Here is a 26468-nt window from a genome sequence, read left to right on the forward strand (position 1 = left end):
CCATCCATCCGTCTGCAGTAGGAGATGCCATGCGCCTGACCAACGAGGTCGTCCTCCCCGCCCCACCGGAGCAGGTCTTCCGGCTGCTCAACGACGTGCAACGGGTGGCCCCGTGTCTGCCGGGGGCGACCCTGGAGGGCGCCTCGGGTGCCGACGCCTACCAGGGCAAGGTCAAGATCAAGGTCGGCCCGATCACAGCGGCCTACCAGGGCACGGTCCGTTTCCTCGAGGTCGACGAGGCCGCCAGGCGGCTCGTGCTGGACGCCAAGGGCGCGGACCAGCACGGCAGCGGCAGCGCCGAAGCCAAGGTGAGCGTGGCCATCACCGCGCACGCCGAGGGCAGCACCCTGTCGCTGGACACCGACCTGGTGATCCGCGGCAAGGTCGCCCAGTTCGGTCGCGGCGCCATCAACGAGGTGTCGCAGAAGCTGATGGAGCAGTTCGCCCGCAACCTGAGCGGCCTGCTCAGCGAGCCGGCCCCCGCGGCCGACGGCGTCGCACCACCGACCGCCGTCCCCACCCCTCGGCCCGCGGCCGGCGACGGCGCCGTACAACCCGCGGGGACCGTGGCCGGCTCGACGGACCACGGCTCGCTGAACGCGTTGTCCCTCGTCGTCCTGCCCCTGCTCAGGCGCGCCGCGCCGGTGGTGGGAGTGCTGGCCGCGGCGCTCACCGCGGTGGCGCTCGTCCGGCGGGGCGGCGGACGGGGTGTCCTGCTCGACGAGGTCGTTCCCGCCGTGATCCGCGTCGACGGGGAGCGGGTGCAGGTGCAGGTGCGCCGCCGGATCGAGACCCTCCGGCGCTGACCGGACCGGACGGCGCTGTCCGCGGGCGGGGTGCTGTGCCAGGCGCCCCTACCGGCGCACGGCACCTCCCCTGCGACGTCTTGACGCCGCCCGCCTCGCCAGGGCAGGATGGTATACCAAATAGCAAAGGGAGGCGCAGTGACGTTCGCGACCACCGACGACGGGGTCCAGCTGTACTACGAGGAGACCGGTGCCGGCACCCCGCTGGTCTTCGTGCACGAGTTCGCCGGTGACCACCGCTCGTGGGAGCCGCAGCTGCGTCACTTCAGCCGGCGCTACCGGTGCATCGTCTACGCGGCCCGGGGCTACCCGCCCTCCGACGTCCCGACCGATGAGGCCAGCTACGGCCAACTGCGGGCGGTGGAGGATCTGCGCAGCGTGCTCGACGCCGCCGGGGTCGAGCGGGCGCACGTGGTGGGCAACTCCATGGGCGGCTTCTGCGCCCTGCACTTCGGACTCCAGCATCCCGACCGCGCACTGTCGCTGGTGCTGGCCGGCTGCGGGTACGGCGCACACCCGGACAAGGAGCCGACGTTCCGGTCGGAGTCCGAACAGATTGCCCTCGCCTTCGACACGGAGGGCTCGGCCGCCATGTCCCGGTGGTACGGCCTCGGTCCGGCACGCGTGCAGTTCCTGGCCAAGGACCCCCGCGGGCACGCCGAGCACGTACAGGTGCTGGCCGAGCACGATGCCAAGGGCGCTGCGTTGACGATGCGCGCGGTGCAGAAGGCGCGGCCCTCGCTGTACGGACTGCGCGCCGAACTGGCTGCCCTTGAAGTCCCCACGCTGATCGTGGCCGGCGACGAGGACGAGGGCGTCCTGGAGACCGACCTCATGCTCAAACGCACGATCCCCCGATCGGGGCTGCTCGTGCTGCCCAAGAGCGGCCACGTGACGAACCTGGAGGAGCCGGCCGTCTTCAACGACCACGTCGAGCGCTTCCTCGGCCAGGTCGAGAACGGCCGCTGGAGCCGCCGGGACCCACGGTCGCAGAGCGCGTCCACGACCGGCGTCAAGTAAGCCCATCACCGAGAAGAGGAACAGCACATGGACCTGCAGTTGACGGGCAAGATCGCGCTGGTCACCGGCGGCAGCAAGGGAATCGGTCGCAAGTCCGCCGAGCAGTTGGCGGCTGAGGGATGCGACGTCGTCATCGTCTCACGCACCGAGTCGGAGATCCTGCAGGCCGCCCAGGAGATCGCCGCCGAGAGCGGCCGCACGGTGCTGGGCCTGACCGGCGACATGAGCGTAGCTGCGGACGTCGAGGGCGTCGTGGCGACGACGCTGGAGCGGTTCGGCCACATCGACATCGTGGTGACCTGCGCGGGCTCCTCCCCTGGCGGCCTGCTCGAGGAGCTCACCGAAGAGCAGTGGCTGGGCAGCATGCAGCTGAAGTTCCTCGGCTACGTGCGCACGGTGCGTGCCGTCATCGGCCACATGCGCGAGCGCGGCGAGGGCTCGATCGTGCTGGTCGTCGGCAACGACGGGCTCAAGCCGTCGTACTGGGAGATGACCGCCGGTGCCGCCAACGCCGCCGACATCAACTTCGCCTCCTCGGTGGCCGAGCAGTACGGGCCACTGGGCGTGCGGGTGAACACGGTCAACCCGGGACCGGTCAACACCGGCCGCTGGGAGGGCCTGGAGGCCGCCTTCGCCCGCGACAAGAAGGTTGACGCCGCACGGGCGCATGAGCTGGCCGTCAGCTCGCTGCCGCTGGGGCGGATCTGTGAGCCCGACGAGGTTGCCAACCTGGTCACCTTCCTGGCCTCACCGCGCTCGAGCTACATCAACGGGGCCCATATCCCGGTCGACGGGGGCCAGCGCAAGGCGCTGATGGACGTCTGAGCCTGCGCCACCCACCCGGGTGAAGCGGTGGCCGTCAGTCGGTGCTGGCCACCGCTTCGCCACATCCGGGACCGGTCTTCCACCGCCCGTGATCCGACCTCCCGACGCACACCGGACCGGAAGGACCCAGCATGCAACCGTTGGCAGGAGTGACGGTGGTGGACTTCACCCGCTATCTGTCCGGGCCCTACTGCACGATGATTCTCGGTGACTACGGCGCGGACGTGGTCAAGGTCGAGCGCCCGGCGGGCGGAGACGACTCACGGGACATGGCCCCGTTCGTCAACGGCGAGAGCTACCCCTCCGCGATGGTGAACCGCAACAAGCGCTCGCTGGCGCTGGACCTGAAGACTGCGGCCGGACGGCAGGTGGCGCTGGGGCTGGCTGCCCGCGCGGACATCGTGGTGGAGAACTTCCGGCCCGGGGTGATGAGCCGGCTGGGGTTGGACTACGACGCCGTGCGGGCGGTCAACCCCGAGGCGGTCTACTGCTCCATCACCGGTTTCGGGCAGACCGGACCGGAGAGCCACCGCGCCGGGTTCGACATCATCGCCCAGGGCATGAGCGGCTTCCTGCGGATGACCGGTGCGCCCGGCGGGGAACCGGCGAAGTTCGGTATCGCGGTCAACGACCTGACCGCCGGGCTGACCGCCGCGCACGCCGTCCTGGCCGGCTACATCCATCGCCTGCGCGAGGGCGGCGGTCAGTACATCGACGTCGCGCTGGTGGATGCGGGGCTGGCGCTGACGGTCTGGGAGGCAGGCTCCTGGTTCGGCGCGGGCCGTGAGCCGGCCCCGGAAGGAACCCGGCACCGGCACAACGCCCCGTATCAGGCCTTCCGGACGACGGACGGCTACGTGACGATCGGCGCCAACAACGACCGCCTGTGGACGCGTCTGTGCCGTGAGGTGCTGCACCGCCCGGACCTGCTCGAGCGTCCGGAGTACGCCGACGCGCGTTCCCGACCGCAGCATGTGGACCAGTTGACCGCCGAACTGGAGGAGATCCTGCAGCGGGAGTCGACCGACACCTGGGTGAAGGCGCTGGACGCCGCGGGCATCCCCGGGGGTCCGGTGCTCACCTACGGTCAGGCCCTGGGTCAGTCGCAGGTCGCGGCGCGGGAGATGGTCGTCGAACTCGATCACCCGGTGATCGGGCCGATGCGCGCACTGGGCATGCCGGCGAAGCTGTCGGAGACCCCGGCAACCATCCGGCGTCCCGCACCTCTGCTGGGTCAGCACAGCCGCCACGTCCTCGCCGAGGCCGGCTATGACGATGCCCAGATCGATGCCTGGGTCGCCGCCGGAACCGTGGGCGAGCCCGCGGCCAGCGGCTCACCCACCCACCACCAGGATTGACCGCCGCTCTATTCAGCCGTCAAGCCACCTCCCTATCGCTGGCCGCGCGGGACACTTTTCCAGCCGACTCTGAACCTGCAGCTGGACCACGTGCTGGGCCGTGCTCACCTTGGCGTGCTCAGCAGGTTCAGTGTCCGGCATCACCTCTGGCACCAGCGCGGCGGTGACCCCGGCCCCGTGCCGGGCCACGGCCGGAGTCCGGGCGCCGCTGACCACCACGTCATCACCCTCCGGCATCTGCGGCTCGTGCGGCCTGATGATCAACGGCATCGCGCACGGCCCGGAGCAGACCACCACCTGCCAGCTGCACATGCGGTCCTTCTCCTTGGGTGCAGCTATCGCCGGTGCTGGTGACGGGATCTAGCGTTGTACCTGGTCAGCGGCGGAGCAGTCGGCGTGGGCACCGAGACGCCTCGTGACGGAGATCTTGGCCGATTGGTCCTGTTGAGCTGGGGGTTGGGCCGGTAGCGTCTGAGGACGTGTTCGTGCGGACGTCGACTCGCCGAAACAGCGCCGGGGTACCGGCGCACCGACACCATCAGGCGCTGACCGTCGACGTCGAGGCGAATCTCGGATGAGTGCCGACCCGGGCGCGGTCTTGCGGTGTTCCCCGCATTCCAGCGGCCCTGCAACGGCGCCAGAGCTGGCGGAGCACCGCAAGAGCCGGAGGAGCGCGGAATCAGGCGGCGTCGTCCTCCCGGCGGCCGGCCAGCTCCAGCAGGTGCGGGGCCAGCGTCGCGGCGACGAGGGCGTACCCGGCCGAGGAGGGGTGGAAGCGGTCGGCGGAGAACAGCGCCGGGTCGGCGGCGAACGTGGCCGACAGGGCGGGGGTCACGGGGGCGACGACCGCCCCGGCGGCCTCGGCGACCGCGGTCTGCAGGCTGCGCAGCTGGTCGCAGATGCCGGCGACGAACGAGCGGAACGCCGGCGGAACCCAGGCCACCGAGGACAGGTCGGGGGTAGGGACGACGAGCACCTGGGTGCCGCCGGCGCGCAGCTCCCGGAGCGCCGCGCCCAGGGCTGCGGTCGACTGCGCGGGGGGTACCTGGTGGGTCAGGTCGTTGGCGCCGATCACCAGCAGGACGAGGTCGGCCTGCAGCGGGACGGCCCGGCGGACCTGGGCGGCGAGATCGACCGAGGTGGCCCCGGGCACGGCGAGGACGTCGAGCCGGACCTCGTGCCCGGCCTGCTCGAGCGAACGGGTCAGCCGTGCACCCAGGGTGTCCGCGGCGGTGCCGGCGCCGGTGCCGTACGCGAGAGAGTCGCCGAGGACGAGGAAGCGCATACGGCTGTCAACAGGCCCCGTCCCGAGGCTCATCCCGAGCGTGCGCGGGATGAGGAGGACGGGCTCCTTCTTCAGCCGCTGCGGGCGAAGAGCTCCGCGGCCTGGGTATCCACGAAGGGGTACCTCACTCTGAACTGGGCGAGCGCATCGGCGACCGACAGCACGTGGGTCCCCCGCCGCCCCGCCCGGTCGACGGTGCACGGTGACCATGTCGTGGTGATCGGGACCCCGTGCGTCTCGGCGTAGTCGGTGAACACGTTCTCCCGCGCCCTCCCCACTGCCCCGGCACGCACCGGCGGCCCCCATCGGCGGAGCCGCCGGCCCGGCTCTCGGGCTCGGGCCGACGGCCGTGACCCTCAGGCCACCATGCCGTGCGGGTCGATGACGTACTTCTTCGCGGCGCCGGAGTCGAACTCGGCGTAGCTCTGCGGTGCGTCATCGAGGGGGATCACGGTGGCGTTGACCGCCTTCGCGATCTGCACCTTCTCGTGCAGGATCGCCTTCATCAGGCCGAGGTTGTACCGCATGACCGGGCACTGCCCGGTGGTGAACGACAGCGACTTCGCCCAGCCGGTGCCAAGGCTCAACGAGAGCGACCCGACCTTCGCCGCCTCGTCGATGCCACCGGGGTCGCCGGTCACGTAGAGCCCGGGGATCCCGATCTGGCCACCGGCTGCAGTGACCTCCATCAGGGAGTTCAGCACCGTAGCGGGCGCCTCGGTGGTCGAGCCGTCGCCGTGTCCGCGGGCCTCGAAGCCGACGGCGTCGACCGCGGCGTCGACCTCGGGCACCCCGAGCAGCTGTTCGATCTGGTCCTGGGGTGCCCCCTTCGACACGTCGACGGTCTCGCACCCGAAGCTGCGGGCCTGCGCGAGCCGCTGCTCGTTGAGGTCGGCGACGATCACCACGGCGGCACCCAGCAGCTGAGCGCTGGCCGCTGCCGCGAGCCCGACCGGTCCCGCCCCGGCGATGTACACCGTCGACCCCGGCTTGACCCCGGCAGTGACCGCACCGTGGAAGCCGGTCGGAAAGATGTCCGACAGCATCGTGAGGTCCAGGACCTTCGCCATCGCCTGGTCCCGGTCCGGAAAGCGCAACAGGTTCCAGTCGGCGTAGGGCACGGTCACGTACTCGGCCTGACCGCCGACCCACCCACCCATGTCGACGTAGCCGTAGGCGGCCCCGGGTCGCGCGGGGTTCACATTCAGGCAGATGCCGGTCTTGCCCTCCTTGCAGTTGCGGCACCGCCCGCAGGCGATGTTGAACGGCACGGAGCAGACGTCGCCGACCTCGACGAACTCCACGTCCGGCCCGGTCTCCACCACCTCGCCGAGGATCTCGTGCCCGAGGACGAGGTTCGCCGGGGCCGTGGTCCGGCCGCGGACCATGTGCTGGTCACTGCCGCAGATGTTGGTGGTGACGACCTTGAGGATGGCTCCGTGGTTCAGTTTCCGGCCCACGTTGGCCGGGTTGACACCCGGTCCGTCGAGCAGCTCCAGCTTCGGGTAGTCGATCTCGTGTACCTCGACCTTGCCGGGCTCCATGTACGCAACGCCTCTGTTGCCAGCCATGACGATGGCTCCTGTCTGCTCGTGGACCGTGCCTGGTGAAGCCGCATGCGGGGCTCCCTCCGCTCGCCCGTCGAGGGCTATGGCGGACGAGTCTGCTCCTCCGCGACGCCGACCGCAGCGCGTAGGAGCCCTGGAGCGGCGAGGAGACCGACGTCCGGATCCCGCTCCCGGGACGGCCACGACTCGGCCAGGAGCCGTCCGACATTGTCGGATCGCCGAGGTTGCTGTGCGACATGGATCACTTCTACCTTCCACGTGACCGACGCCCCGTCGGCCTGGTCACTCCCGCTGCTGGAGGACACTTGCCTGAGCAATTGAAGCCGCACACCCTGTTCGGCGAACTGGCTGCTGAGTTCGCCGGGACCCTGATCCTGATTCTCTTCGGCCTCGGCGTAGTAGCGCAGGTGGTCGCCGGTGGCCTCGGCGACCACGACAGCATCTCCTGGGCCTGGGGCCTCGGCGTCACTTTCGGCGTGTACGTGGCGGCCCGGATCAGCGGCGCCCACCTGAACCCGGCGGTCACCGTGGCGCTGGCGGTCTTCCGCGGCTTCGAGTGGAAGAAGGTGATCCCCTACTCGATCGCCCAGACGCTGGGCGCCTTCGTCGCCGCCCTGATCGTCCGCTGGAACTACACCGAGGTGCTGGCCGCCTTCGACCCCGGACACACCATCAAGTCGCAGTTCGTGTTCTCGACCCTGCCCGGGAACGGTGCACTGCCCGTCGGCACGTGGGGAGCCTTCCGGGACCAGATCATCGGCACCGCGATCCTGCTCTTCCTGATCCTCGCCGTGACCGACCTGCGCAACAGTTCGCCCGGGGTCAACCTGGCGCCGGTCGTCATCGGCTTCATCGTCGTCGCCATCGGCTTCGCCTGGGGCACCGACGCCGGCTACGCGATCAACCCCGCCCGTGACTTCGGGCCGCGACTGGCGTCCTTCCTGACCGGCTACGGCGGCGCCTGGCGCGACCAGTACGGCAACTTCTACTTCTGGGTGCCCATCGTCGGCCCGCTGATCGGCGGCGTCCTCGGTGCCGGGCTGTACGACGTGCTGGTCGGCCGGCACCTGCCGATCGCCGACGAGGACCAGGAGGCCGGCCGCATCCCGACCGACCCGGAAACCGACGCCGACCGGGCACGCCGGACCGAGCCCACAGCCGGCCGCCCCGAGCAGGAACCTCGATGAAGAAGCTGATCAACGACCCGGCCGACGTCGTCAGCGACGCGCTGCGCGGGATGGCCGCCGCACATCCCGAGTTGCGGGTCGACCACGAGAACCGGGTCGTCTTCCGCGGCGACGCCCCGGTGCAGGGCAAGGTCGGCCTGGTCTCCGGCGGCGGCTCGGGTCACGAGCCGATGCACGGCGGGTTCGTCGGCCCCGGGATGCTGGACGCCGCCTGCGCCGGCGAGGTGTTCACCTCGCCGGTCCCCGATCAGATGGTCGCGGCCACGAAGGGCGTGGACGGCGGCGCCGGCGTGCTGCACATCGTGAAGAACTACACCGGCGACGTGCTGAACTTCGAGATGGCCGCCGAGATGGTCGCCGCCGAGTCAGGCACCGAGGTGGTCTCGGTGGTCACCGACGACGACGTCGCCGTCCAGGACAGCCTCTACACCGCCGGCCGCCGCGGGGTGGGTGTCACGGTCCTGCTGGAGAAGATCGTCGGTGCGGCGGCCGAGCAGGGCCGCCCGCTCTCCGGCGTCGCCGACCTCGCCCGGAAGGTCAACGCCCAGGGCCGCAGCATGGGCATGGCGCTGACGTCCTGCACGGTCCCGGCAGCCGGGAGACCCACCTTCGACCTGTCCGACGACGAGATGGAGATCGGCGTCGGCATCCACGGGGAGCCCGGCCGGCGCCGGGTGCCGCTGGCCCCGGCCCGGGAGATCGCCGAGATGCTGCTCGAACCGGTGCTCGGTGACCTCGACTTCACCGGCAGCGACGGCGCACTGGTGTTCGTCAACGGCCTGGGCGGCACGCCGCTGCTCGAGTTGTACCTGCTGTTCGCCGACGTCACAGCCGTGCTCGAGAAGGCCGGGGTGCGCATCGCCCGGTCGCTCGTCGGGTCGTACATGACCAGCCTGGACATGGCCGGCTGTTCGGTGACGCTGCTCAAGGTCGACGACGACCTGGTCCGGCTGTGGGACGCCCCGGTGCGCACCCCCGGCCTCCGGTGGGGGACGTGAGGGTGGCGGACGGTGTCGACGTCCAGGCACTGACGGCCTGGGTCCGCGAGTTCGACCGGCTGGTCGCCGAGCACGAGGGCGAGCTGACCGGGCTCGACGCGGCGATCGGCGACGCCGACCACGGCGCGAACATGCACCGGGGGCTGACCGCCGCAGTCGCCGCCCTCGCCGGCACCCCGCCCGCCGACCCGGCGGCGCTGCTCAAGCAGGTCGGCATGACGCTGATCAGCAAGGTGGGCGGGGCCAGCGGCCCGCTCTACGGCACGCTGTTCCTCCGGATGGCCGGCGCCGTCGGGACCGACGAGGTGGACGCCGCCACGTACGCCCGCGCCCTGCGGGCCGGGCTGGACGGCGTCCTCGCCCGGGGCAAGGCCGAGCCCGGCGACAAGACCATGGTCGACGCACTCGGCCCGGCCTGCGACGCCCTCGATCAGGAGATGGCGGCGGGCGGGTCCCTGGCCGAGGCACTGCGCCGGGCGGCCACCGCAGCCCGGCAGGGACGCGACGCCACCGTGCCGATGCTCGCCCGCAAGGGCCGGGCCAGCTACCTCGGCGAGCGCAGCATCGGCCACCAGGACCCGGGGGCGACCACCACCGCCCTGCTGCTCGACGCCGCGGTGACCACGCTGGGCGGGGAGGGCTGACGCGCGTGGCGCGGGTCGGGCTGGTGGTGGTCTCGCACAGCCGCGCGCTGGCCGAGGCCACGGTCGCGCTCGCTCAGCAGATGCTCCCCGGTCGGGAGCTGGCGATCCAGGTTGCCGCCGGAACCGAAGACGGCGGTCTCGGCACGGACGCGGTCGCCATCTCCGCGGCGATCACGGCCGCTGACGCCGGCGACGGCGTGGTGGTGCTGATGGACCTGGGCAGCGCGGTGCTGTCCGCCGAGACGGCGCTCGAGCTGCTGGCGGACGACCTGCGCGAGCGGGTCCTCCTGAGCGCCGCGCCGCTGGTCGAGGGGCTCGTGGGTGCCGCGGTGGTGGCAGCAGGCGGCGCCGACCGCGCTCGGGTGGGCGCCGAGGCACTGCTGGGCCTGGCGCCCAAACAGGCCCACCTCGGGTAGGCCGGGCCGGATGCGGCAGCGTGGCGTTCCGGGATGGGTGGTCGGGTCGCCAGCCGACGCGCCATCGTCGACGACGTGCGGGTGGTGGATCTGCAGGACGCCGCGGCGTGGCCGCGCCTGGCCAGCGCAATTGCGGTGAACAGACCGGGGGTCCGGCTCCGACGACCGCGGCATGCTCATCCGCATCCGGGTGCCCCGGTGGGCACGGGACCAGGCTTCTTGCGTCGGCGGAGAGGTGTCAACCGGGTTCTCGAGGCGCCCTCAGGGAGCCGCGGCCGCCACCGCGGCGAGGTGCCGCTCCTTGTCCGCCGCCGGCAGGAAGCTGGCCCGGAAGCTGTTCTCGGCCAGCCGCCGGCGCTCCCCCGCATGCAGGCCGAGCGCCCCCGCGACCGACTCGGTGTTGTCGTGCAGGTAGCCACCGAAGTAGGCCGGGTCGTCGGAGTTGACGGTAGCGAGCAGCCCGGCGTCCAGCATCCGGCGCAGCGGGTGCGCAGCCAGGTCCGGCACGCAGCGCAGCGCCACGTTGGACAGCGGGCAGACCGTCAGCGGCACCTGCTGGTCGCGGAGCCGGGCGACCAGCGCCGGATCCTCCAGGCTGCGGATGCCGTGGTCGACGCGCTCCACACCGAGAATGTCCAGCGCCGACCAGACGTAGGCCGGCGGGCCCTCCTCGCCCGCGTGCGCGACCCGGTGCAGCCCCTCGTCGGCGGCCAGCGCGTAGGCCCGCTCGAACAGCTCCGGCGGGTGCCCCACCTCGGCGCTGTCCAGCCCGACGCCGATCACCAGGTCGCGGTACGGGCGCAGTCGGGGCACCAGCGCCTCGGCCTCCGCGGGGTCGCGGTCGCGCAGGAAGCAGACGATCAGGGACGCCGACAGCCCGTGCCGCTGCTCCGCCGTCGCGAACGCCGCACCCAGGCCCTCGAACACCACTTCCAACGGGACGCCGCGGCCGGTGTGCGCCTGCGGGTCGACGAAGACCTCGGCGTGCCGCACGCCCTGCGCGGCCGCCCGGACGAGGTAGGCCTCGGCCAGGTCGGTGAAGTCCTGCGGTGTCTGCAGCACGGCGGTCAGCTCGTAGTACAGATGCAGAAAGGACTGCAGGTCGGCGAAGGCGTACGCGCGGCGCAGCTCGTCGAGGTCGGCGTGCCGGAGCGGCGTGCGGTTGCGGCCGGCCAGCGCGAAGGCGAGCTCGGGTTCGAGCGTGCCCTCGATGTGCACGTGCAGCTCAGCGGTCGGGAGGGGCGGCGACTGCGGCGGGGTCACGGGCGTCGACGGTAGCGGGGACGGCGGCGACGGTGGTGCCGGTCGGTATCGGCCGGCGGCGCACGTCCCGGATCGCCACCCCGAGCGCGGCGAGGGCGACCACCACGCTGAAGGCCAGGGCAGCGGTGTACGCGGAGCCGTAGTGCTCCTGCCGACGGAGGCCGTCGGCGGCAGCCCCGGTCGCCGCGGCGTAGAAGATGGCGGTCATGACCGCGGCACCGGCCGCGTTGCCGATGCGCTGGGAGGTCTGCAACATCCCGCCGGCCGTCGAGCCGCCCCGCACGTCGACCTCGGCCAGCGACAGCGCCTGGTTGGGCGTCATCACCGCGCCGCCCCCGAGGCCGGCGACGAGCAGGGCCGGGGCAAGGAACAGCGCGACGTGCCCGGGGGCCACGGTGCCCGCGGTCAGGGCGGCGACTCCGGCGGCGGATGCGATCCCGACGGTGAACAGCAACAGTGCGACGACGAGGACCTTCTGGCCGGCGCGGCGGAGCAGCCGGCCGGCGATCGGCGCGGAGACGGCGGTGCCGACGGCGTAAGCCGAGGCCGTGAGCCCGGACTGCAGGGCCGAGTAGCCGAGGCCGTCCTGCAGGAACAGCACCAGGACCAGCGGCGTCCCGGTGTAGGCGATGAAGAACAGCAGAGCCAGGACGACGCCATCGGCGTAGGAGCGGATACCGAACAGGTCCAGGTCGATCAGCGGGTGCCCGCGCCGCCGCCCCGGACCCCGCTCCCAGGCGACGAACCCGGCGAGGACGGCCAGCGCCGGGACCACCAGGACGGCCAGCCGCAGGTCGTGGCTGGCGTCGTACTGCACGGCCGGGAACAGCAGCCCGAACACGCCCACGGTGAGCAGTGCCGCACCCGGCAGGTCCAGGGCACGGCGGCCCCCGCCGGTCGGTTCGGTGGGCAGCAGCCAGGCGCAGAGCACAAGGGCCACGACGCCGATCGGCACGTTGATCAGGAAGCACAGCCGCCAGCCGTTGGTCTCGCCGCCCAGGCCGATGATCACCCCGCCGACGACTGGCCCCGCGGCGGTCGCGATGCCGACCGCGGCACCGATCACCCCGAAGGCCCGGCCCCGCTCCGGCCGGGGGAACAGCTGCTGTACCAGCCCGGACACCTGCGGGTTGATCAGGCCGCCGGCCAGCCCCTGCAACACCCGGCCGACGATGACCACGCCGGGCGTGGGCGCCACCCCCACCATCGCGGAGAAGACGACGAAGGCGCCGATACCGACCATCAGCATCCGCTTGCGGCCGCGGTCGTCGCCCAGCCGGCCGCCGATGATCGGGACCATGCCGAAGGCCAGCGCGTAGCCGGAGACCACCCACTGCAGCTCCGCGGCGTCGGCGTCCAGCCCCGTGCCGATCGAGGGCAGCGCGACGGTGACGATGCTGACGTCCAGCAGCGTGATGGACAGCGCCGAGACGCACACCGCGAGGGCCGACCAGCGTCGGGGGTCGGGCCCGCTCCCGCCGCCCGAAGTTGCTTTCACCAACTCATCGTCCCCACGCCCTCAAGTGATCACCCTTTCGGGTCGATCACTCCTCCAGCGCGCCATGGACGGCGCGGGAGCGGGTCCATCCCGGCACACCAGGACGGTGTCGCCGGACACGCGGAGGAGCAGCAGCCGTGAACAGCTCGGTCGGGACACAGGTCAGGGCAGGACGTCGGACCGGCATCCGGCTGGTGCGCCGCACCGCCGGGGCGGTCGCCGTCGCGACCGCGTGTCTGGTCCTCGCCCCCGGGGTCGCCGCCGCCGCTCCGACCAATCCCAGCGACTCGCAGATCAGCGCCGCGCAGCAGGCCAAGGACGCCGCGGCCCAGCAGGTCGGCGTCCTGGCAGCAGGGCTGGCCTCGGCCCAGGCACAGGTGGACGCGGCCAACGCCGCCGCCGCGATCGCCCTGGACACCTTCCAGGGCAAGCAGGCCGAGCACGAGGCGGCACAGGCGACCGCCGAGTCCGCCGCCGCCGCGAGCCGGCAGGCCGACGCCGACCTGGCCGCCGCCCGGGCCGCGATCGCCGACTTCGCCCGCACCAGCTACATGCACGGCAGCACCAACCCGGGCATGCAGGCCCTGATGACCGCCGGTGACCCGGCCCAGATGCTCGAGCGCGCCGCACTGCTGGACGCCGCCGGGGACCACCGCGCGGACGTCGTCGCCTCGGTGACGGTCGCGCAGGAGCAGGCCGCAGCGGCCGACGTCGCGGCGCAGGATGCGCTCACCGTCGCCGCAACGCTGAAGCAGCAGGCGGCCGACGCGCTGGCCGCAGCCGAGCAGGTGGAGGCCGGCGCCCGGCAGCAGGCCGTGGCGTTCGCCACCCAGCAGTCCGCCGTGCAGGCCCAGCTCGCCGCCGCGCAGCAGACGCTGCTCGGCCTGGAGGGCGCCCGCGCCGCCGCCACGCAGTACGCCCAGCAGCAGGCCGCCGCCCAGCGGGCAGCTGCCGCAGCTCCGCAGCGGGTGGCCTCGGCCGGCCCGGCTTCCGTGGTCGCCGCCGGTCCGACCGCCGGCGCCGGCTCCTCCTCCGCGGTGGAGACCGCCATCAGCGCCGCCAAGCGCTACGTCGGCACGATCTACGCCTGGGGCGGCGGTTCGCTGTCCGGCCCGAGCGTGGGCTGGGGCGTCGACGAGGGCGTCGTCGGCTTCGACTGCTCCGGGCTGACCCGCTACGCCTACGCCCAGGCCGGCATCTCCATCGCCCGCAACAGCACCCAGCAGTACGCGACCCTGCCGAAGGTCTCCCGCGCCGAGCTGCAGCGGGGCGACCTGATCTTCTGGGCGCTGGACACCGACCGTCCGTCGACGATCCACCACGTGGCCATCTACCTCGGTGACGGGATGATCCTCGAGGCCCCGCAGAGCAACTCGGTCATCCGCGTCACCTCGATGCGGTGGCCGGGCTTCATCGGCGCCGTCCGCCCCAGCGCCTGAGAAAGGACCCCCGCCCGGGCCCCCTCGCAGGCTCGGGGACGCCAGGGAGGGGGCCGGGACGCGCATCCGCGTCGGATCGGTTCCGCGGGTCGTGCAGCAGCGTGGACAGGGCAAGCGCGATGACCGGCAGCGCGACGAGAACGGCGAGCACCGTTCGTAGGCTGGTGGCGTCGGCGAGCGCCCCGAGCGCCGGGGTGGCCAGGCCGCCGACGCTCACCGCGAGCCCGACGGTGACACCGCTGGCGGTGCCGATCCGATTGGGCAGGTAGTCCTGGCCGAGAACGACGAAGACGCTGAAGGGCAGGTACACCGCGATTCCGGTGAGGACCACGAGTGCGACGGCGAGCGGCCGGTTGGTGACGAAGGCCAGCCCGGCGACGGCGGGGATGGCGAGGGAGAAACCGAGGCGGATGCAGATCAGCCGCCCGGCCCGGTCGGCGAGCCAGCCACCGAGCAGCGTGCCGCTGGCACCGGCGACGAGAAAGACGGTCAGTACGGCGCCGGCTTGCCCGGTGGAGGCACCCAGGTCGCGGATGAAGTGCAGGGCCAGGAAGGTGCTCAGTCCGAAGAACAGGATCGAGCGCACGATGACCACCGCGGTCAGCTTTCCGAACGCCGGCCAGTCATCGACGCCGACCGGCAGCATCGAGGCCCGACGCCGGCCCGCTCGACCGTCCAGGACGCGACTCAGGCGCGCGCTCAGCACCGCGGCCATGACCAGGACCGGCAGGATCAGCAGCGGGGTGCCCCGCACGCCGATGGTCAGCAGCACCGGGGTGGCCAGCAGCGGGCCGACGGCGTAACCGACGTTGCCGCCCAGGGCGAACACGCTCATCGCCCGGGTGCTGTCCCCGGAGGCTTGCCGGGCAGCCCGGGCCGCTTCGGGGTGGAACGCGGCGACGCCCAGGCCCGACACGGCGACCGCCAGCCAGGTGAGCAGGTAGGTGGAGAACAGCCCGGACGCGGCGATCCCGACGCCGGCGACGGTCATCCCGGCCGGGATGATCCAGCGCCGCGGGCGTCGGTCGGTCAGCCAGCCGAACGCCGGCTGGGCGACCGACGAGAGCACGGTCGCGGCGAGCGTGAGCCCGGACACCGCCGCATAGGTGTAGTGCCGTTCGACGACCAGGAACGGCAACAGCGCGGGCACGACCCCCTGATAGAGGTCATCGACGCCATGGGCCACCGACATCAACGCCACCCCGGGCCGGTTCACGGTGGCCCGTGCCGTGCGAGGCGGCGCGCCGCCGTCGGCATGTCCGGTCACCGCCGTTGCCGCCGGCCACGCAGTGCCAGGACGAGCGCGACACGGCCGGCTCTCGGTCTTCCGGGAACCGGCAGCACTGGGGTCACGCAGTCATCCTCGGCCGTGACCCCGCTGGCGGATAGCCGCTGATCTGCCAAGCCATGCCTGCTTCTCGCCGGCTCGGCCCACACCCGGGGATGCGGCTGCTGGCCCGCGGTGCCCGCGTCAACTGGCACGCCCACGAGCACGACCATGTGGTGTACCCGGCGGCCGGGGTGATCTCGGTGCTCACCGTGACGGCGGCGTGCTCGGTGCCGCCACTGCTGCGCGAGCTGCTCGCGGTCCTCGCCGCGGCGCCTCCCGCGGACCTCCACGAGCGGGCCAGGCTGTTCGCGGTCGTCGATGACCTGCTCCGCGCAGACACCACACCGGTGCTGACGCTGCCCCAGCCGGGCGACCCGCGTCTGATGACCGTCGCCGACCGGCTCGAGGCCGACCCGGCCGCCGAGCACAGCCTGGCCATCCTGACCGCCGCGGCAGGCACCAGCCCGCGCACCCTGACCCGGCTCATCGACCGGGAGCTCGGGTTGACGCTGCCGCAGTGGCGCACCCAGCTGCGCCTGGCCCACTCCCTGCTGCTGCTCGCCGACGGCCAACCGGTCACCACCACTGCGCACCGGTGCGGATGGCGCAACGCCAGCAGTTACATCACGGCATTCCGGACCCTTTTCGATACGGCGCCCGCCGCCGACCAGCGCTCGGCGTCCCCACCATGAGAACGCCGTGGGTCACCGGTGCTGCCGGGCGGTCCGACGAGCTCAGGCGCCGGCCGACTCCATCGCCTGCGCGGTGAGCTCGACCGAACGCAGCCGGCCCTCGGTGGTCGGCGACTGATGGGCGACGATCAGCTCGTCGGCGTCGGCGAGCTTGCGGAAGCCCTCGAGGAAGTCGCGGACGTCGTCGGCCGTGCCCACCGCGGTGTGCGTGAACATCGAGTGGACGTGCTGGCCGGCGCCCTGGGTGAGCAGCAGGTCGGCCTCCTCGTCGGTGAACGTCCGGCCGCGGCCGAACAGGCCGGTGGCCATGGTCCGGCGGACCGCCTGGAGGTTTTCCTGCGCAGCGGCCATGGTGTCGGCCGCGCTGACGTTGACTCCGGCGATCACGTGGGGCTCGGCGAGCTGCTCGGAGGGCCGGAAGTTCCGCCGGTAGGCGGCGACGGCGGACTCCAGCGCCGAGGGCGCGAAGTGCGAGGCAAAGGCGTAGGGCAGGCCGAGCGCGGCGGCCAGCGAGGCGCCGAACATCGACGAGCCGAGGATGTACAGCGGGACGTTCGAGCCCTTGCCCGGGATCGCGTCGACGCCGGGCACCCGGCTGTTGCCGGTCAGGTAGGCCTGCAGCTCGAGCACGTCCTGCGGAAAGGACTCCGACGCCGCGGGGTCGCGGCGCAGCGCGTACGTCGTGTTCTGGTCCGAGCCGGGGGCGCGGCCCAGGCCGAGGTCGATGCGACCGGGGTACATCGCCTCCAGTGTGCCGAACTGCTCGGCGATGGTCAGCGGCGAGTGGTTGGGCAGCATGACCCCGCCCGAGCCGAGCCGGATCTCGGTGGTGTGGGCACCCACGTGGGCGATGAGCACGCTGGTCGCCGAGGACGCGATCGTGGGCATGTTGTGGTGCTCGGCGTACCAGACCCGCCGGTACCCGTGCTGCTCCGCGCGCTGGGCGAGGGCGACGCTGGCGGCGATGCTGTCGCTCGCGGTCTGACCGCGCGCAACGGGCGCGAGGTCGAGGACGGACAGCGGGATGCGCATGGAGAGACGCCTTCCGGTCGGTTGCGCGGGACAACGCGATCGGCGCCGGTGCCCTTCCCCGCTTTTCGAGTTGCCGCCGCCGACCCGCCTGCCGATAGGTCAGGTGGACGTGACCGGGCGTCCCGCTCCGACGCCGTCCAGCGACGCCGTCGTCGCCGAACTGATCACGGGGTGCTCCAGGTGGCTGAAACGTCCGAACTGTCCGTGCTCACGCTGCCGCCCATCCCGCTGGCCAGCGGCCAGCTGGTGTTCGCCCGGGGTAAGGACCGCCCGCAGCGGCTGAGCCGGGTCGAGCTGGTGCTCACCACCGAGCTCGGCGAGGAGGTGCGGATGCCGCTCGTGGAACAGCACGGCGCCTGGTGGGCGCCCACCTCCCGGTTGGCGCGCGCCTGACCCTGCCGCCGGCTGCGTCAGCCCTTGTCGAGGTGGAGGGTCAGCGTCCCGGTCACGGCCAGCGCCTTCCACGGGGGCGGTGCGTTCTCCAGCGCGAACGCGATGGTGCCCTGCCCGTCCAGGGTGATGACGGCGGTGCAGTTCGACAGCCCGGACGCGTCCACCATCACGCAGTTCCCGACCTCGTGGCTGACGGTGCGGCCGTCGCGGAGCAATTGGTCGTTGAACACGATCATGTCCGCGGCCGACGGTCCCGGCTTTCCGGGGTCGGTGTAGGAGAACGGACTGAACTGGACGTCGAACTGCAGGGTCGTCTCGTCGTCCCGCCCCCGAGCCCTCGGGGCCGGCACCGGCGACCGACGCCTGCACCAGCACGGCCGCGACGACTACGGCGGTCCCGACGCGTATCCCCTTGAGCATCGGAGCTCCTCCAGCCAGGTCTCGCGGCACGACTGGTGAGCACCGTGCTCCCCCGTCGTCATCAGCACGTCACGGACAGTGCGGCGGGTAGGCTGGCCGGGATGTCCGAGCGCCGCGGCAAGAGGTTCACCTACGAGCGGGTGGAGCTCTCTCCCGCCGCGGGGACCATCACCTCGCACTACTCCCTGGACGACCGGTCGTTCTCCGAGGTCGTCCAGCTCGCACCCGAGCTGGACTGGAGCGCCCCGGCACTCCCCGCCGCCGCCCGGCTGCTCTTCCTGCTCAGCGGCGTCTCATACTACAAGACCGCGGCGCCCCGGGTGATCGACCTGGGCTCGACGTCGGTCAGCCCGTCGGACGTGGCCTTCCTCCGCGAGTTCTACCTCGAGGGCCTGGGCGAGTTCAGCTACGTCAACGACCTGCCGCTGGGCGACCTCGAGATCGTCGGCGGGGACGTCGCCGACCGCGACCCAGGTCCGGTGGCCGACGGCCCGGAGCGCGCGCTGATCCCGTTCGGCGGCGGCATCGACTCGGTCGTGGTGGTGGAGAAGACCAAGCGGCGGGTGCCGGACAGCAGCCTGTTCATCGCCGGCCGGTACGACCCGATCGAGGCTTCGGCCGCGCTGACCGGGCTGCCGATCGTGCGGGCCAGCCGCCGGCTGGACCCGCAGGTGCTGAAGAGCGCGGACAACGGCTTTTTCAACGGACACGTCCCGGTCACCGGCATCCTGTCGGCGATCGCGGTGACCGCGGCGGTGCTCGACGGGCGCACCTCGGTGGTGATGAGCAACGAGTGGTCGGCCTCGTCGGCCACCGTCGAGGTCGCCGGCCAGGGCATCAACCACCAGTACTCGAAGTCCTACGCCTTCGAGGCCGGCTTCCGCCGGATGCTCGCCGGGGCCGTTCCCGGGGTGAACTACTTCTCCGCGCTGCGGCCCTGGTCCGAGCTGTGGGTGGCCGAGCGGTTCGCGACGCTGCCGCAGTACCACCCGGTGTTCCGCAGCTGCAATCGCGCCTTCCACGTCGACCCGGCCCGGCGCGCCGCGAACTGGTGCGGCGAGTGCGACAAGTGCACGTTCATCGACCTGATCCTGGCGCCGTTCCTGTCGCCGGAGCAGCTGCGGTCGGTGTTCGGCGGCGTCGAGCCGCTGGACCGGCCCGAACTCGCCGGCCAGTTCCGGGCGCTGCTCGGCGACACGGCGCAGAACAAGCCCTTCGAGTGCGTGGGCGACGTCGGCGAGTGCAAGGCGGCGGTGCTGCTGGCGGCCGAGCGCCCCGACCGGGCGGGCAGCCCGCTGCTGTCGGCGCTGCGCTCGGAGGTGCTGGCCGACGGCGACGCCCCGTCGGCGCCCTCGCTGATGCACCCCCTCGGCGAGCACTTCATCGAGCAGCCGTATGCCGCCGACGATCTCCTGGTCTGACCTCGCCGGCCTGCGGGTCGCGGTCTGGGGGCTGGGGGTCGAGGGCCGGGCGAACCTGCGCAAGCTCGACGCGCTCGGCCTCCCGGTGGTGGCGCGGGTGGATGACCGGCCGGCCGACGAGGGCGTGCTGGCCACCGCCGAGGGTGGGCTGGAGGCGCTGGCCGGCTGCGACGTCGTCGTCAAGTCGCCCGGGATCAGCCGATACCGCGAGGACCTCCAGGCGCTGGAGGCCGGCGGCGTGCCCGTCGTCGGCGGGCTCGGGCTGTGGCTGGCCGGCGCCGACCGGGACCGGGTCGTGTGCATCACCGGGACCAAGGGTAAATCGACGACGACGGCGATCGCCGGTCACCTGGTCGCCGGGCTCGGCCAGCGGGCGCTGATGGGCGGCAACTTCGGCATCGCGCCGTGGGACCCGGACGCGCCGCAGGACGTCGACTGGTGGGTGATCGAGACCTCCAGCTACCAGGCCACCGACGTGGCGGTGGGGCCGGCGGTGGTGGCGGTGACGTCGCTGAGCCAGGACCACCTGGACTGGCACCGGGGCCCGGAGGGCTACTTCCGGGACAAGCTGTCGCTGTGCCGGGCGCCGGGTGTGCGGGCCGTGGTGGCCGAGGACGGCGCGGCGCTGCGGGCCCGGTCGGCGGACCTCGGCCCGGCGGTGCGCTGGATCAGCGCGGACGGCGACGTGTCGTGGACGGCCGGGCTGGGCCTGCTCGGTGACCACAACGTGCGCAACGCGCTGGTGGCACGGGCGGCGCTGGTCGAGCTGGGAGTGCCCGGCGCGGACGACGACGCGCGGATCGCGGAGGCCGCGGAGGGCTTTGCCGGGCTGGGCAGCCGGCTACGGAAGATCGGCTCGGTCAGCGGCGTGGACTTCGTCGACGACAGCCTGTCGACGAACGTGCTACCCACCCTGGCCGCGGTGGACGCCTTCCGCGGCCGCCGGGTGGCGCTGCTGGTCGGCGGGCACGACCGCGGGATCGACTACGCACCGCTGGCCGCCGGGCTGGCCGGCCGGGACGGGCTGGCGGTGTTCTGCATGCCGGACAGCGGGCCGCGGATCGCCGCCGCACTGTGGGACGGCGCGCCGGACCTCGACGTCCGCGAGTGCGCGGGGCTGCCCGAGGCGACCCGCGCCGGGTTCGAGTGGGCCGACGGGGACGGCGTCGTGCTGCTCTCCCCCGCCGCCCCGAGCTTCGGCCAGTACCGCGACTACGCAGACCGGTCGGCGGACTTCGTCGCGACTGTGGAGCAGCTCGCGAGCTCGTGAGGCAGAGCCGGCTGCCGATGGCCCCTGCCGTGCTCGCAGTCATCTGAGCACGGCTCATGAGGGCGATCAGCCCGCGGAGCGGTTTCGCACGGCGGGCCGCTCCTCGTACTCCGACTGGTAGACGCACTCCCCGCACGTGGCGGCCTCGGGGGCGAAGGAGCCGGTTGGGTGCTCGCGCCAGTCGTGGCCGCATGTAGGACACAGTCCATGGAAAGCGGACACGGCTGCGCCCGAGCGCGCGCTCGCCACGCCGTCCCTGCGGTCGATCAGATGGGCAGGGGTGACCCGGTGAGGATTTCGGTGCCGTCGGGGCGGTAGGTGCGCCACCGCCCGTCGGGTGATCGTTCGACCCGGAAGCCGTGGTGGACCTTGGTGTGCGGAAGGACCACCCCCTCCCCACGACTCGCAAGCTCGCCGCGGGCCCCTGGGAGTGGCCAGATGGTGGACGTCGCACCAGTTCGTTGGCGCTCCGCAGCCGGCGAACACGCAGTGCCGGTCCCGGCGCTCGACCGCTCGCCGGATGTGCGGCGGGACGACCCGCTTCTCCCGGCCCACGTCCAGCGGCATCCCGTCCGGTCCCATCACCATCCGCGAGATCGTGGCGTCACAGGCGAGCCAGCGGGCCCGGACGGCGGAGATGGTCGCCCCGAACCCGGTCTGCGCCGCACCCATGCCGTTCGTGGTGGTGTCGGCGAGGTCTTGGGCGTCGATGGTGACGAACACGTGCGGCTTCACCGTCCGCAGGAACGGCAAGGTGCCGGACGGCAGGGCGTTGTCGGCCAACTGCACCAGCGCGTCGGCCTGCTGCTGGACGCGGGTGCGGGTGTCGCCCTGGGGGCGGGCGGTCTGGGTGATCGCCTCCAGTGCGGCCTGGACCTTCTCCCCACCGACCGCGTCCAGGTCGAACCGGCCAGTGACACTGCCATCGGCGTGCCGGGCGATGCTCAGCCGCCGGCCCTCGGTCGGATCCGGCTCGGGACCGTCGGGATCCAACGCGGCCAGGTAGACCTCTACCACGTCGCGGAGCGTGTCGTGCGGCGAGGTGGCGGCCACCGCGGTCAGGTCGGCTTGCACGGCGGCGACATCGACGTCCTGCGCCGCGGCCGCGGCCAACCGCTCCGGCGAGGCCATCGGGACGATGACCGCCACCTGCTCACCGGTCACTGCCCCCGCGGCGAACGCCGCCGCCACCGCCGGTAGGGGCTCCAGGGCCCGCCCCGCCCGCACCAGCTGAGCGGCCGCCCCCGGGGACAGGTGCCCATGCCCGCGCAGCCAGGACTTCACCGACTTCAGCCCGTCGCGCTCGGGCGCCTGGGTCAGCTCACACTTCCGCACCGTGCGGGTGAGCTCGACGTCCAGCCGGTTGCGGGCCCGCAGCAAGTCGGCGGTCCGGTCCAGCAACTGCGGCCCGAGCATCGACGTCAGCTCATCGGCGGCCAGGGCATCCAGGGCCGACTGCAACTCGCCCATGGACACCTCCCCGACGCTACGAACAGACGTTCGAATATTGCCGTCGAAGAGTTTCCACCCACAAGACGAAAGCGCTGGTCAAGGGGCTTGTTGGTACTCTGGCCACTCCGTCAGATGAGTGTTGGAGACGGGCCGGCCCGGGCACGCGGCGCATGTCGGACCGAGAAGCGCAGCCTGGGCCCGACCGCCGGTAACGAGGCGCGGCGACGGCCGGCAGCCGGTCCCGCGAGCGGCGCGCCACTGAGCCCCGTCGACGAGCTCAGGCGGGCGACGGCGGGACCGGCGGCGCAGCGGGCAAGAGCACCGTGGCCGTCGCGCCCTCGACCGGGTGGTCGCAGCCGAGGTCGAACCGGTCGTCGTAGCGGTGGTGGACCCCGCCGGAGCACAGCCGGAACTCCCCGCCGTGTCCGGCCACGAGGGCGTGCACCAGGGACAGGCCGAGGCCGGCGCCAGGGCGGTCCCGCGCGACGTCCGTGCGGCTGAACCGCTCCACCGCGCTGGGCAGGAACGACGCCGGCACCCCGGGTCCGGCGTCGTTCACCGTCAGGACGACCACCGCGCCGTCGGCTGCCCCGGCCGACCGCACCCGCACCGTCACCGGCGGGGCACCGTGGACGGCGGCGTTGGTCAGCAGATTGAGCACGACCTGTCGTAGCCGTCCGTCCGGCATGGCCACCGGGGTGGTCCCCGGCGCCAGGGAGTCGACGGTCCAGGTCGGCGGCAGCAGTCCGGTCGCCGGCTCCTCCTCCCGGGGCGCCAGCTCAGCCACCACGCGCGCGACGTCCCCGATCGGGGCGCCGTCCGGGGGATGCGGAGAGGCGCCGTCGGGAACTGCTCCCAGCTGGAGGAGCCGCTCGGCCAGCGCGGCGAGGGCGGTGACGTCGGCGTCCAGCTCGTGCAGCACCGCCTCGTGCTCGGCCACCGTCCGCGTGCGCCGCAGGGTGAGCTGGACCCGGGTCGACAGCAGGGTCAGTGGGGTCCGCAGCTCGTGGCTCGCGTCGTCCAGGAACCGGCGCTCCCGGGCGGCCGAACGCTCCAGGGCGACCAGCATGTCGTTGAGGGTGTGACCCAGCCGGGTAACCTCGTCGTCCCGCTCCTGCGGGACGTCGAGGCGCACGCCGGTGGCCCCGGAGGCGATGGCCTGGGCCCGGGTGCGGTAGCGCTCGACCGGAGTGAGCGCCGCCCGGGCCAGTCGCTCGCCGACGACGGCGGTGACGACCAGGGCGCCGAGCCCAGCAAGCACGAGCTGGCCGACAAGTTCGCGCAGCGCCTCGTCCCGCTCGTCGCGCCGCAGACCGACCACCAGGACCGCCGCCGGCCCAGGTTCCGCCACCGGGGTGGCGAGCAGGCGCAGCGGTCGTTCGCTGATCGGCACGATCAGCCCGACGTCGCGGTACACCGGTCCGTCCAGTGCCGCCCGGACGGCGTCCCGCCCCAGGAGCGGGTCGGTGCCCAGCCCTGCCCCCGCCGAGAGCACCCGGCCGTCCCGGTCGAGGACCTGGTAGGCGCTCAGGCCCGGCTCCCCCGTGACCAGCGGACTGTCGCGCAGCGTGCCGTCGGGGGCCAGCAGCGAGCGCAGCGCGTCGGTGTCCTGCACCAGGTCGGCGTCCAGCCGCTGGTCCAGGGCGTAGCTCACCCGCCAGTAGAGGAACGCCCCGGTGCCGATGAGCACGATCGTCATCGCCGCGGTGAAGCCGGCGACCAGGCGGACGCGCAGGGGCAGCCGCGAGACGCGGGATCGGAGCCTCCCCGGCCGGCCGGCGGCGGAACGCGGAGAGCTGCTCATCCCCCGGCCGGGTCCAGCCGGTAGCCCACGCCGCGCAGCGTCTGGATGGCCGAGCGGCCGAACGGCGTGTCGATCTTGGCGCGCAGCCGGGCGATGTGGACGTCGATGACGTTGCTCGACAGGTCGGTCTCCCCGTCCCAGACCCCGTCCAGGATGGCGAAGCGGCTGACGTACTGGCCGGCGCGTTCCATCAGCAGGACCAGGATGTCGAACTCCCGGGCGGACAGCAGCACGTCGCGACCGGCCCGACTGACCCGACGGGTCTCCGGGTCGATCACGAGGTCGCCGGCCCGCAGCGCGGTGACCGCCGTCGGCGTGGCCCGCCGGTGCAGCGCCCGCAGCCGGGCGAGGAGCTCGTCGACCTCGAACGGCTTGGCCAGGTAGTCGTCGGCCCCCGCGTCCAGACCCGCCACCCGGTCGGGCAGGGCACCGCGGGCGGTGAGCAGCAGCACCGGGGTGTCGTAGCCGTCCGCGCGCAACCGCTGGACGACGTCCGGGCCCTCGATGCCCGGGAGCATCCAGTCCAGCACGATGACGTCGTGGCCCCCGGTCCGAGCAGCGGTCAGCGCCGAGGGCCCGTCCACGGCAACGGTCGCGGACCACCCCGCCTCGTCCACCGCCTGGACGAGGAGCTCGGCCAGACGGCTCTCGTCCTCGACGATCAACACGCGCACGCCCGACAGTCTGACTGCCGCGACGAGCCAACCCGCCAACGGCGACGTTCATGGTCCTGTCATGTCGCCTGCCTACCGTCGCATTCGCGGGGGAACCGCTACGTGAACCGGGTCGAGATCCGATCCCAGGGCCCCAGCGACCAGCACGGACCAGGAGCGAACAGCACATGGACACCCTCACGCACGTGGACGACAGCCTGCTCGCCGACGTCAACGCCTTCGCCCGGCACACCGGCTGGCTGCACGGACCATTGCTCGGCTACGCCACCTACGGCATCGTGGTCTTCGCCGTCCTCCTGCTCTCGGCGATGCTGGTCAGCCGCACCGGGCCCAGCCGCAGCCTGGCGGCCGCGGGCTGGGCGTGCCTGGCGACGCTGGTCGCGGTGGGTGTGAACCAGCCGGTCGGACACCTCTTCGGCGAGGCTCGGCCGTTCACGACGCACCCGGAACTGCTGATCCTGGCCTCGCGCACCAGCGACTTCTCCTTCCCGAGCGACCATGCCGTCATGGCCGGCGCCGCTGCCGCGGGGTGCTGGCTGGTCTCCCGGCGACTGGGCTGGGTCGCGACTGCCGCGGCGGTGGTGATGGCCTTCGCCCGCGTCTACATCGCGGCGCACTACCCGTGGGACGTGGTCGCCGGCCTCCTGCTGGGGGCGATGGTCACTCTGCTGGGCTGGTGGCTGTTCCGGGGGCCACTGATCGCAGTCACCGGCTGGCTGCGGCACCGCCCCCTGCTGCGGACGGTGTTCCCGGAGCCGACCTCGGCGCAGGTCACTGCTGGCCGGGACGCGACGCCCGTGGGGACACGGACGTGAGCGGCCTCGTCGACCGGCTGCTCAGCGTGCCGAGCTGGGCCGTCCTGGTCATCACGGGCCTGGTCGTCTTCGCCGAGGACGCCCTCTTCGTCGGTTTCGTGCTGCCCGGGGAGACCGTGGCCGTGCTGGCCGGCGTGGCGGCCAAGCTCGGGCACGTCCCACTTCCCGCCGTCCTGGCCGTGGTGGTCATCGCGGCGATCGTCGGTGACAGCGTCGGATACGAGATCGGGCGGCACTTCGGGCAGCGCGTGCTCGCCCTGCGGTTCCTCGACAAGCGCCGCAAGCGCCTCGAGGACGCCGAGGACTTCCTGGCGCGTCGCGGGGGCAGCGCCGTGTTCCTCGGCCGCTGGGTGGCGTTCTTCCGCGCCGTCATGCCCGCCCTCGCCGGAACGGCCCGGATGCGGTACCTGAAGTTCCTGGCCTACAACGCCGCCGGCGGGTTCGCCTGGGGAGTTGCCGTCGTCCTCGTCGGCTACGCCGCGGGAGCGTCCTACGCCCAGGTCGAGAAGAGCTTCGGCACCGGCTCGGCACTCGTCGTGCTGGCCCTGGTCGTCGTCGCCCTGGTCGTCTGGCGCGTCCGCGAGCACCGCGCCCAACACACGGCCGAGCGCTAGTCAGTCGCCGGGGACGTCGCCCAACTCGACCTCCAGCCCCTTCGCGGAGCGCTCGCGGCCGTCCTGCTCCCGCACCCGGTTGCGGGCGTAGCGGTAGACGCCGTCCCAGGAGCCGGCGGGGAAGCGGGCGACCTCCTCCTCGCCGCGGTGGACGGTGAGCACGCCGTCGGTGTCCTGGTAGTGCGTGGCCTCCAGGAACGTGTGGTCGACGTGGTGGTCGTACCGCAACAGGACAGTGATCACC

The 26468-nt window shown here is 72.7% G+C and carries 28 protein-coding genes; 16 read left to right on the forward strand and 12 right to left on the reverse strand.

Annotated features, from left to right (window positions below):
* The first annotated feature begins 29 nt into the window (after positions 1-29).
* The 5 genes from BLW04_RS06360 to BLW04_RS28145 all read left to right on the forward strand — a co-directional run bounded on the left by BLW04_RS06360 (position 30) and on the right by BLW04_RS28145 (position 4373).
* Positions 30-806, forward strand: coding sequence for an SRPBCC family protein (locus BLW04_RS06360; RefSeq protein ID WP_091537931.1), 777 nt, complete (start codon positions 30-32; stop codon positions 804-806).
* A gap of 138 nt (positions 807-944) precedes the next feature.
* On the forward strand, positions 945-1826 hold the full coding sequence (locus BLW04_RS06365) for an alpha/beta fold hydrolase (protein ID WP_091537932.1): 882 nt from the start codon (positions 945-947) through the stop codon (positions 1824-1826).
* A 27-nt stretch (positions 1827-1853) separates the two neighbouring features.
* A complete protein-coding gene (locus BLW04_RS06370; RefSeq protein ID WP_091537933.1) occupies positions 1854-2651 on the forward strand; it encodes an SDR family oxidoreductase in 798 nt (265 codons plus the stop codon).
* Positions 2652-2782: 131 nt separating this feature from the next.
* Complete coding sequence (locus BLW04_RS06375) at positions 2783-4009, forward strand: CaiB/BaiF CoA transferase family protein (RefSeq protein ID WP_091537934.1); 1227 nt, start codon at positions 2783-2785, stop codon at positions 4007-4009.
* A 163-nt stretch (positions 4010-4172) separates the two neighbouring features.
* A complete protein-coding gene (locus BLW04_RS28145) occupies positions 4173-4373 on the forward strand; it encodes a hypothetical protein (protein ID WP_254781121.1) in 201 nt (66 codons plus the stop codon).
* Positions 4374-4688: 315 nt separating this feature from the next.
* Here the strand turns inward: BLW04_RS28145 and BLW04_RS06385 are convergent, their stop codons facing one another.
* The 3 genes from BLW04_RS06385 to fdhA all read right to left on the reverse strand — a co-directional run bounded on the left by BLW04_RS06385 (position 4689) and on the right by fdhA (position 6865).
* Positions 4689-5294 carry an SGNH/GDSL hydrolase family protein gene (locus BLW04_RS06385; protein ID WP_091537936.1) on the reverse strand — a complete coding sequence of 202 codons (606 nt, stop codon included), beginning with the start codon at positions 5292-5294 and terminating at the stop codon, positions 4689-4691.
* Positions 5295-5365: 71 nt separating this feature from the next.
* A complete protein-coding gene (locus BLW04_RS06390) occupies positions 5366-5551 on the reverse strand; it encodes a hypothetical protein (RefSeq protein ID WP_139306752.1) in 186 nt (61 codons plus the stop codon).
* Between the two features lie 99 nt (positions 5552-5650).
* Positions 5651-6865 carry a formaldehyde dehydrogenase, glutathione-independent gene (gene fdhA / locus BLW04_RS06395; protein WP_091537938.1) on the reverse strand — a complete coding sequence of 405 codons (1215 nt, stop codon included), beginning with the start codon at positions 6863-6865 and terminating at the stop codon, positions 5651-5653.
* Positions 6866-7167: 302 nt separating this feature from the next.
* Between fdhA and BLW04_RS06400 the strand changes: the two genes are divergently transcribed.
* From BLW04_RS06400 to dhaM, 4 genes are read left to right on the forward strand one after another with little or no spacing between them, the layout of a single operon-like run.
* Positions 7168-8049 carry an MIP/aquaporin family protein gene (locus BLW04_RS06400; RefSeq protein WP_091537939.1) on the forward strand — a complete coding sequence of 294 codons (882 nt, stop codon included), beginning with the start codon at positions 7168-7170 and terminating at the stop codon, positions 8047-8049.
* The gene (gene dhaK / locus BLW04_RS06405) at positions 8046-9047 is read left to right on the forward strand and encodes a dihydroxyacetone kinase subunit DhaK (RefSeq protein WP_091537940.1); all 1002 of its coding nucleotides are present in this window, start codon (positions 8046-8048) and stop codon (positions 9045-9047) included. Before BLW04_RS06400 ends, dhaK begins: the two co-directional genes overlap by 4 nt.
* A complete protein-coding gene (dhaL, locus tag BLW04_RS06410) occupies positions 9044-9691 on the forward strand; it encodes a dihydroxyacetone kinase subunit DhaL (protein ID WP_254781122.1) in 648 nt (215 codons plus the stop codon). The genes dhaK and dhaL overlap by 4 nt, the downstream gene beginning before the upstream one ends.
* Positions 9692-9696: 5 nt before the next feature.
* Positions 9697-10107 carry a dihydroxyacetone kinase phosphoryl donor subunit DhaM gene (gene dhaM, locus BLW04_RS06415; RefSeq protein WP_091537942.1) on the forward strand — a complete coding sequence of 137 codons (411 nt, stop codon included), beginning with the start codon at positions 9697-9699 and terminating at the stop codon, positions 10105-10107.
* A gap of 261 nt (positions 10108-10368) precedes the next feature.
* Here dhaM and BLW04_RS06420 read toward each other — a convergent pair whose 3' ends face one another.
* Together BLW04_RS06420 and BLW04_RS06425 are read right to left on the reverse strand one after the other, a co-directional pair.
* Positions 10369-11370, reverse strand: a complete 1002-nt coding sequence (locus tag BLW04_RS06420; RefSeq protein ID WP_091537943.1) for an adenosine deaminase — start codon at positions 11368-11370, stop codon at positions 10369-10371.
* The gene (locus BLW04_RS06425) at positions 11333-12868 is read right to left on the reverse strand and encodes an MFS transporter (protein ID WP_175483923.1); all 1536 of its coding nucleotides are present in this window, start codon (positions 12866-12868) and stop codon (positions 11333-11335) included. The genes BLW04_RS06420 and BLW04_RS06425 overlap by 38 nt, the downstream gene beginning before the upstream one ends.
* A gap of 137 nt (positions 12869-13005) precedes the next feature.
* Here BLW04_RS06425 and BLW04_RS06430 point away from each other — a divergent pair, with 137 nt between their 5' ends.
* Positions 13006-14307, forward strand: coding sequence for a C40 family peptidase (locus BLW04_RS06430; protein WP_254781123.1), 1302 nt, complete (start codon positions 13006-13008; stop codon positions 14305-14307).
* On the opposite strand, the gene BLW04_RS06435 is transcribed toward BLW04_RS06430, so the two are convergent.
* Complete coding sequence (locus BLW04_RS06435) at positions 14279-15499, reverse strand: MFS transporter (RefSeq protein WP_091537973.1); 1221 nt, start codon at positions 15497-15499, stop codon at positions 14279-14281. The genes BLW04_RS06430 and BLW04_RS06435 overlap by 29 nt on opposite strands.
* Before the next feature lie 215 nt (positions 15500-15714).
* Between BLW04_RS06435 and BLW04_RS06440 the strand changes: the two genes are divergently transcribed.
* Positions 15715-16329, forward strand: a complete 615-nt coding sequence (locus BLW04_RS06440; RefSeq protein ID WP_091537945.1) for a helix-turn-helix transcriptional regulator — start codon at positions 15715-15717, stop codon at positions 16327-16329.
* Positions 16330-16371: 42 nt separating this feature from the next.
* On the opposite strand, the gene BLW04_RS06445 is transcribed toward BLW04_RS06440, so the two are convergent.
* Entirely contained in the window at positions 16372-17361 is a 990-nt protein-coding gene (locus BLW04_RS06445) for an LLM class flavin-dependent oxidoreductase (RefSeq protein ID WP_091537946.1), read from the reverse strand.
* 180 nt (positions 17362-17541) lie between these two features.
* Between BLW04_RS06445 and BLW04_RS06450 the strand changes: the two genes are divergently transcribed.
* Entirely contained in the window at positions 17542-17754 is a 213-nt protein-coding gene (locus BLW04_RS06450) for a hypothetical protein (protein ID WP_091537974.1), read from the forward strand.
* Between the two features lie 17 nt (positions 17755-17771).
* On the opposite strand, the gene BLW04_RS06455 is transcribed toward BLW04_RS06450, so the two are convergent.
* Positions 17772-18104 carry a hypothetical protein gene (locus BLW04_RS06455; RefSeq protein WP_091537947.1) on the reverse strand — a complete coding sequence of 111 codons (333 nt, stop codon included), beginning with the start codon at positions 18102-18104 and terminating at the stop codon, positions 17772-17774.
* 171 nt (positions 18105-18275) lie between these two features.
* Between BLW04_RS06455 and BLW04_RS06460 the strand changes: the two genes are divergently transcribed.
* Together BLW04_RS06460 and murD are read left to right on the forward strand one after the other, a co-directional pair.
* Entirely contained in the window at positions 18276-19595 is a 1320-nt protein-coding gene (locus BLW04_RS06460) for a MurL-like N-terminal domain-containing (RefSeq protein WP_091537948.1), read from the forward strand.
* A complete protein-coding gene (gene murD, locus BLW04_RS06465) occupies positions 19570-20865 on the forward strand; it encodes a UDP-N-acetylmuramoyl-L-alanine--D-glutamate ligase (protein WP_091537949.1) in 1296 nt (431 codons plus the stop codon). The genes BLW04_RS06460 and murD overlap by 26 nt, the downstream gene beginning before the upstream one ends.
* A 66-nt stretch (positions 20866-20931) precedes the next feature.
* Here murD and BLW04_RS06470 read toward each other — a convergent pair whose 3' ends face one another.
* The 3 genes from BLW04_RS06470 to BLW04_RS06480 all read right to left on the reverse strand — a co-directional run bounded on the left by BLW04_RS06470 (position 20932) and on the right by BLW04_RS06480 (position 24795).
* Complete coding sequence (locus BLW04_RS06470) at positions 20932-22335, reverse strand: DUF222 domain-containing protein (protein ID WP_371327773.1); 1404 nt, start codon at positions 22333-22335, stop codon at positions 20932-20934.
* A gap of 259 nt (positions 22336-22594) precedes the next feature.
* Entirely contained in the window at positions 22595-24121 is a 1527-nt protein-coding gene (locus BLW04_RS06475; protein ID WP_091537950.1) for an ATP-binding protein, read from the reverse strand.
* The gene (locus BLW04_RS06480; protein ID WP_091537975.1) at positions 24118-24795 is read right to left on the reverse strand and encodes a response regulator transcription factor; all 678 of its coding nucleotides are present in this window, start codon (positions 24793-24795) and stop codon (positions 24118-24120) included. Before BLW04_RS06480 ends, BLW04_RS06475 begins: the two co-directional genes overlap by 4 nt.
* A gap of 167 nt (positions 24796-24962) precedes the next feature.
* On the opposite strand from BLW04_RS06480, the gene BLW04_RS06485 reads away from it, so the two are divergent.
* Together BLW04_RS06485 and BLW04_RS06490 are read left to right on the forward strand one after the other, a co-directional pair.
* Complete coding sequence (locus BLW04_RS06485) at positions 24963-25610, forward strand: phosphatase PAP2 family protein (protein ID WP_091537951.1); 648 nt, start codon at positions 24963-24965, stop codon at positions 25608-25610.
* The gene (locus tag BLW04_RS06490) at positions 25607-26224 is read left to right on the forward strand and encodes a DedA family protein (protein ID WP_091537952.1); all 618 of its coding nucleotides are present in this window, start codon (positions 25607-25609) and stop codon (positions 26222-26224) included. The genes BLW04_RS06485 and BLW04_RS06490 overlap by 4 nt, the downstream gene beginning before the upstream one ends.
* Here BLW04_RS06490 and BLW04_RS06495 read toward each other — a convergent pair whose 3' ends face one another.
* Positions 26225-26467 carry a hypothetical protein gene (locus BLW04_RS06495; RefSeq protein ID WP_091537953.1) on the reverse strand — a complete coding sequence of 81 codons (243 nt, stop codon included), beginning with the start codon at positions 26465-26467 and terminating at the stop codon, positions 26225-26227.
* Between the last annotated feature and the right edge of the window lies 1 nt (position 26468).

Origin of the sequence: Modestobacter sp. DSM 44400 (genome assembly GCF_900107175.1) — a bacterium.
GTDB lineage: Bacteria > Actinomycetota > Actinomycetes > Mycobacteriales > Geodermatophilaceae > Modestobacter.

Excerpts from the sequence above, each read along its gene's own strand:
- murD (WP_091537949.1), top strand. The coding sequence starts at position 19,570 with ATGCCGCCGACGATCTCCTGGTCTGACCTCGCCGGCCTGCGGGTCGCG.
- BLW04_RS06370 (WP_091537933.1), top strand. The coding sequence starts at position 1,854 with ATGGACCTGCAGTTGACGGGCAAGATCGCGCTGGTCACCGGCGGCAGC.
- BLW04_RS06375 (WP_091537934.1), top strand. The coding sequence starts at position 2,783 with ATGCAACCGTTGGCAGGAGTGACGGTGGTGGACTTCACCCGCTATCTG.
- BLW04_RS06460 (WP_091537948.1), top strand. The coding sequence starts at position 18,276 with ATGTCCGAGCGCCGCGGCAAGAGGTTCACCTACGAGCGGGTGGAGCTC.
- BLW04_RS06475 (WP_091537950.1), bottom strand. The coding sequence starts at position 24,121 with ATGAGCAGCTCTCCGCGTTCCGCCGCCGGCCGGCCGGGGAGGCTCCGA.
- BLW04_RS06435 (WP_091537973.1), bottom strand. The coding sequence starts at position 15,499 with ATGTCGGTGGCCCATGGCGTCGATGACCTCTATCAGGGGGTCGTGCCC.
- BLW04_RS06470 (WP_371327773.1), bottom strand. The coding sequence starts at position 22,335 with ATGGGCGAGTTGCAGTCGGCCCTGGATGCCCTGGCCGCCGATGAGCTG.
- BLW04_RS06385 (WP_091537936.1), bottom strand. The coding sequence starts at position 5,294 with ATGCGCTTCCTCGTCCTCGGCGACTCTCTCGCGTACGGCACCGGCGCC.
- fdhA (WP_091537938.1), bottom strand. The coding sequence starts at position 6,865 with ATGGCTGGCAACAGAGGCGTTGCGTACATGGAGCCCGGCAAGGTCGAG.
- dhaK (WP_091537940.1), top strand. The coding sequence starts at position 8,046 with ATGAAGAAGCTGATCAACGACCCGGCCGACGTCGTCAGCGACGCGCTG.
- BLW04_RS06360 (WP_091537931.1), top strand. The coding sequence starts at position 30 with ATGCGCCTGACCAACGAGGTCGTCCTCCCCGCCCCACCGGAGCAGGTC.
- BLW04_RS06485 (WP_091537951.1), top strand. The coding sequence starts at position 24,963 with ATGGACACCCTCACGCACGTGGACGACAGCCTGCTCGCCGACGTCAAC.
- BLW04_RS06445 (WP_091537946.1), bottom strand. The coding sequence starts at position 17,361 with ATGCGCATCCCGCTGTCCGTCCTCGACCTCGCGCCCGTTGCGCGCGGT.
- BLW04_RS06440 (WP_091537945.1), top strand. The coding sequence starts at position 15,715 with ATGCCTGCTTCTCGCCGGCTCGGCCCACACCCGGGGATGCGGCTGCTG.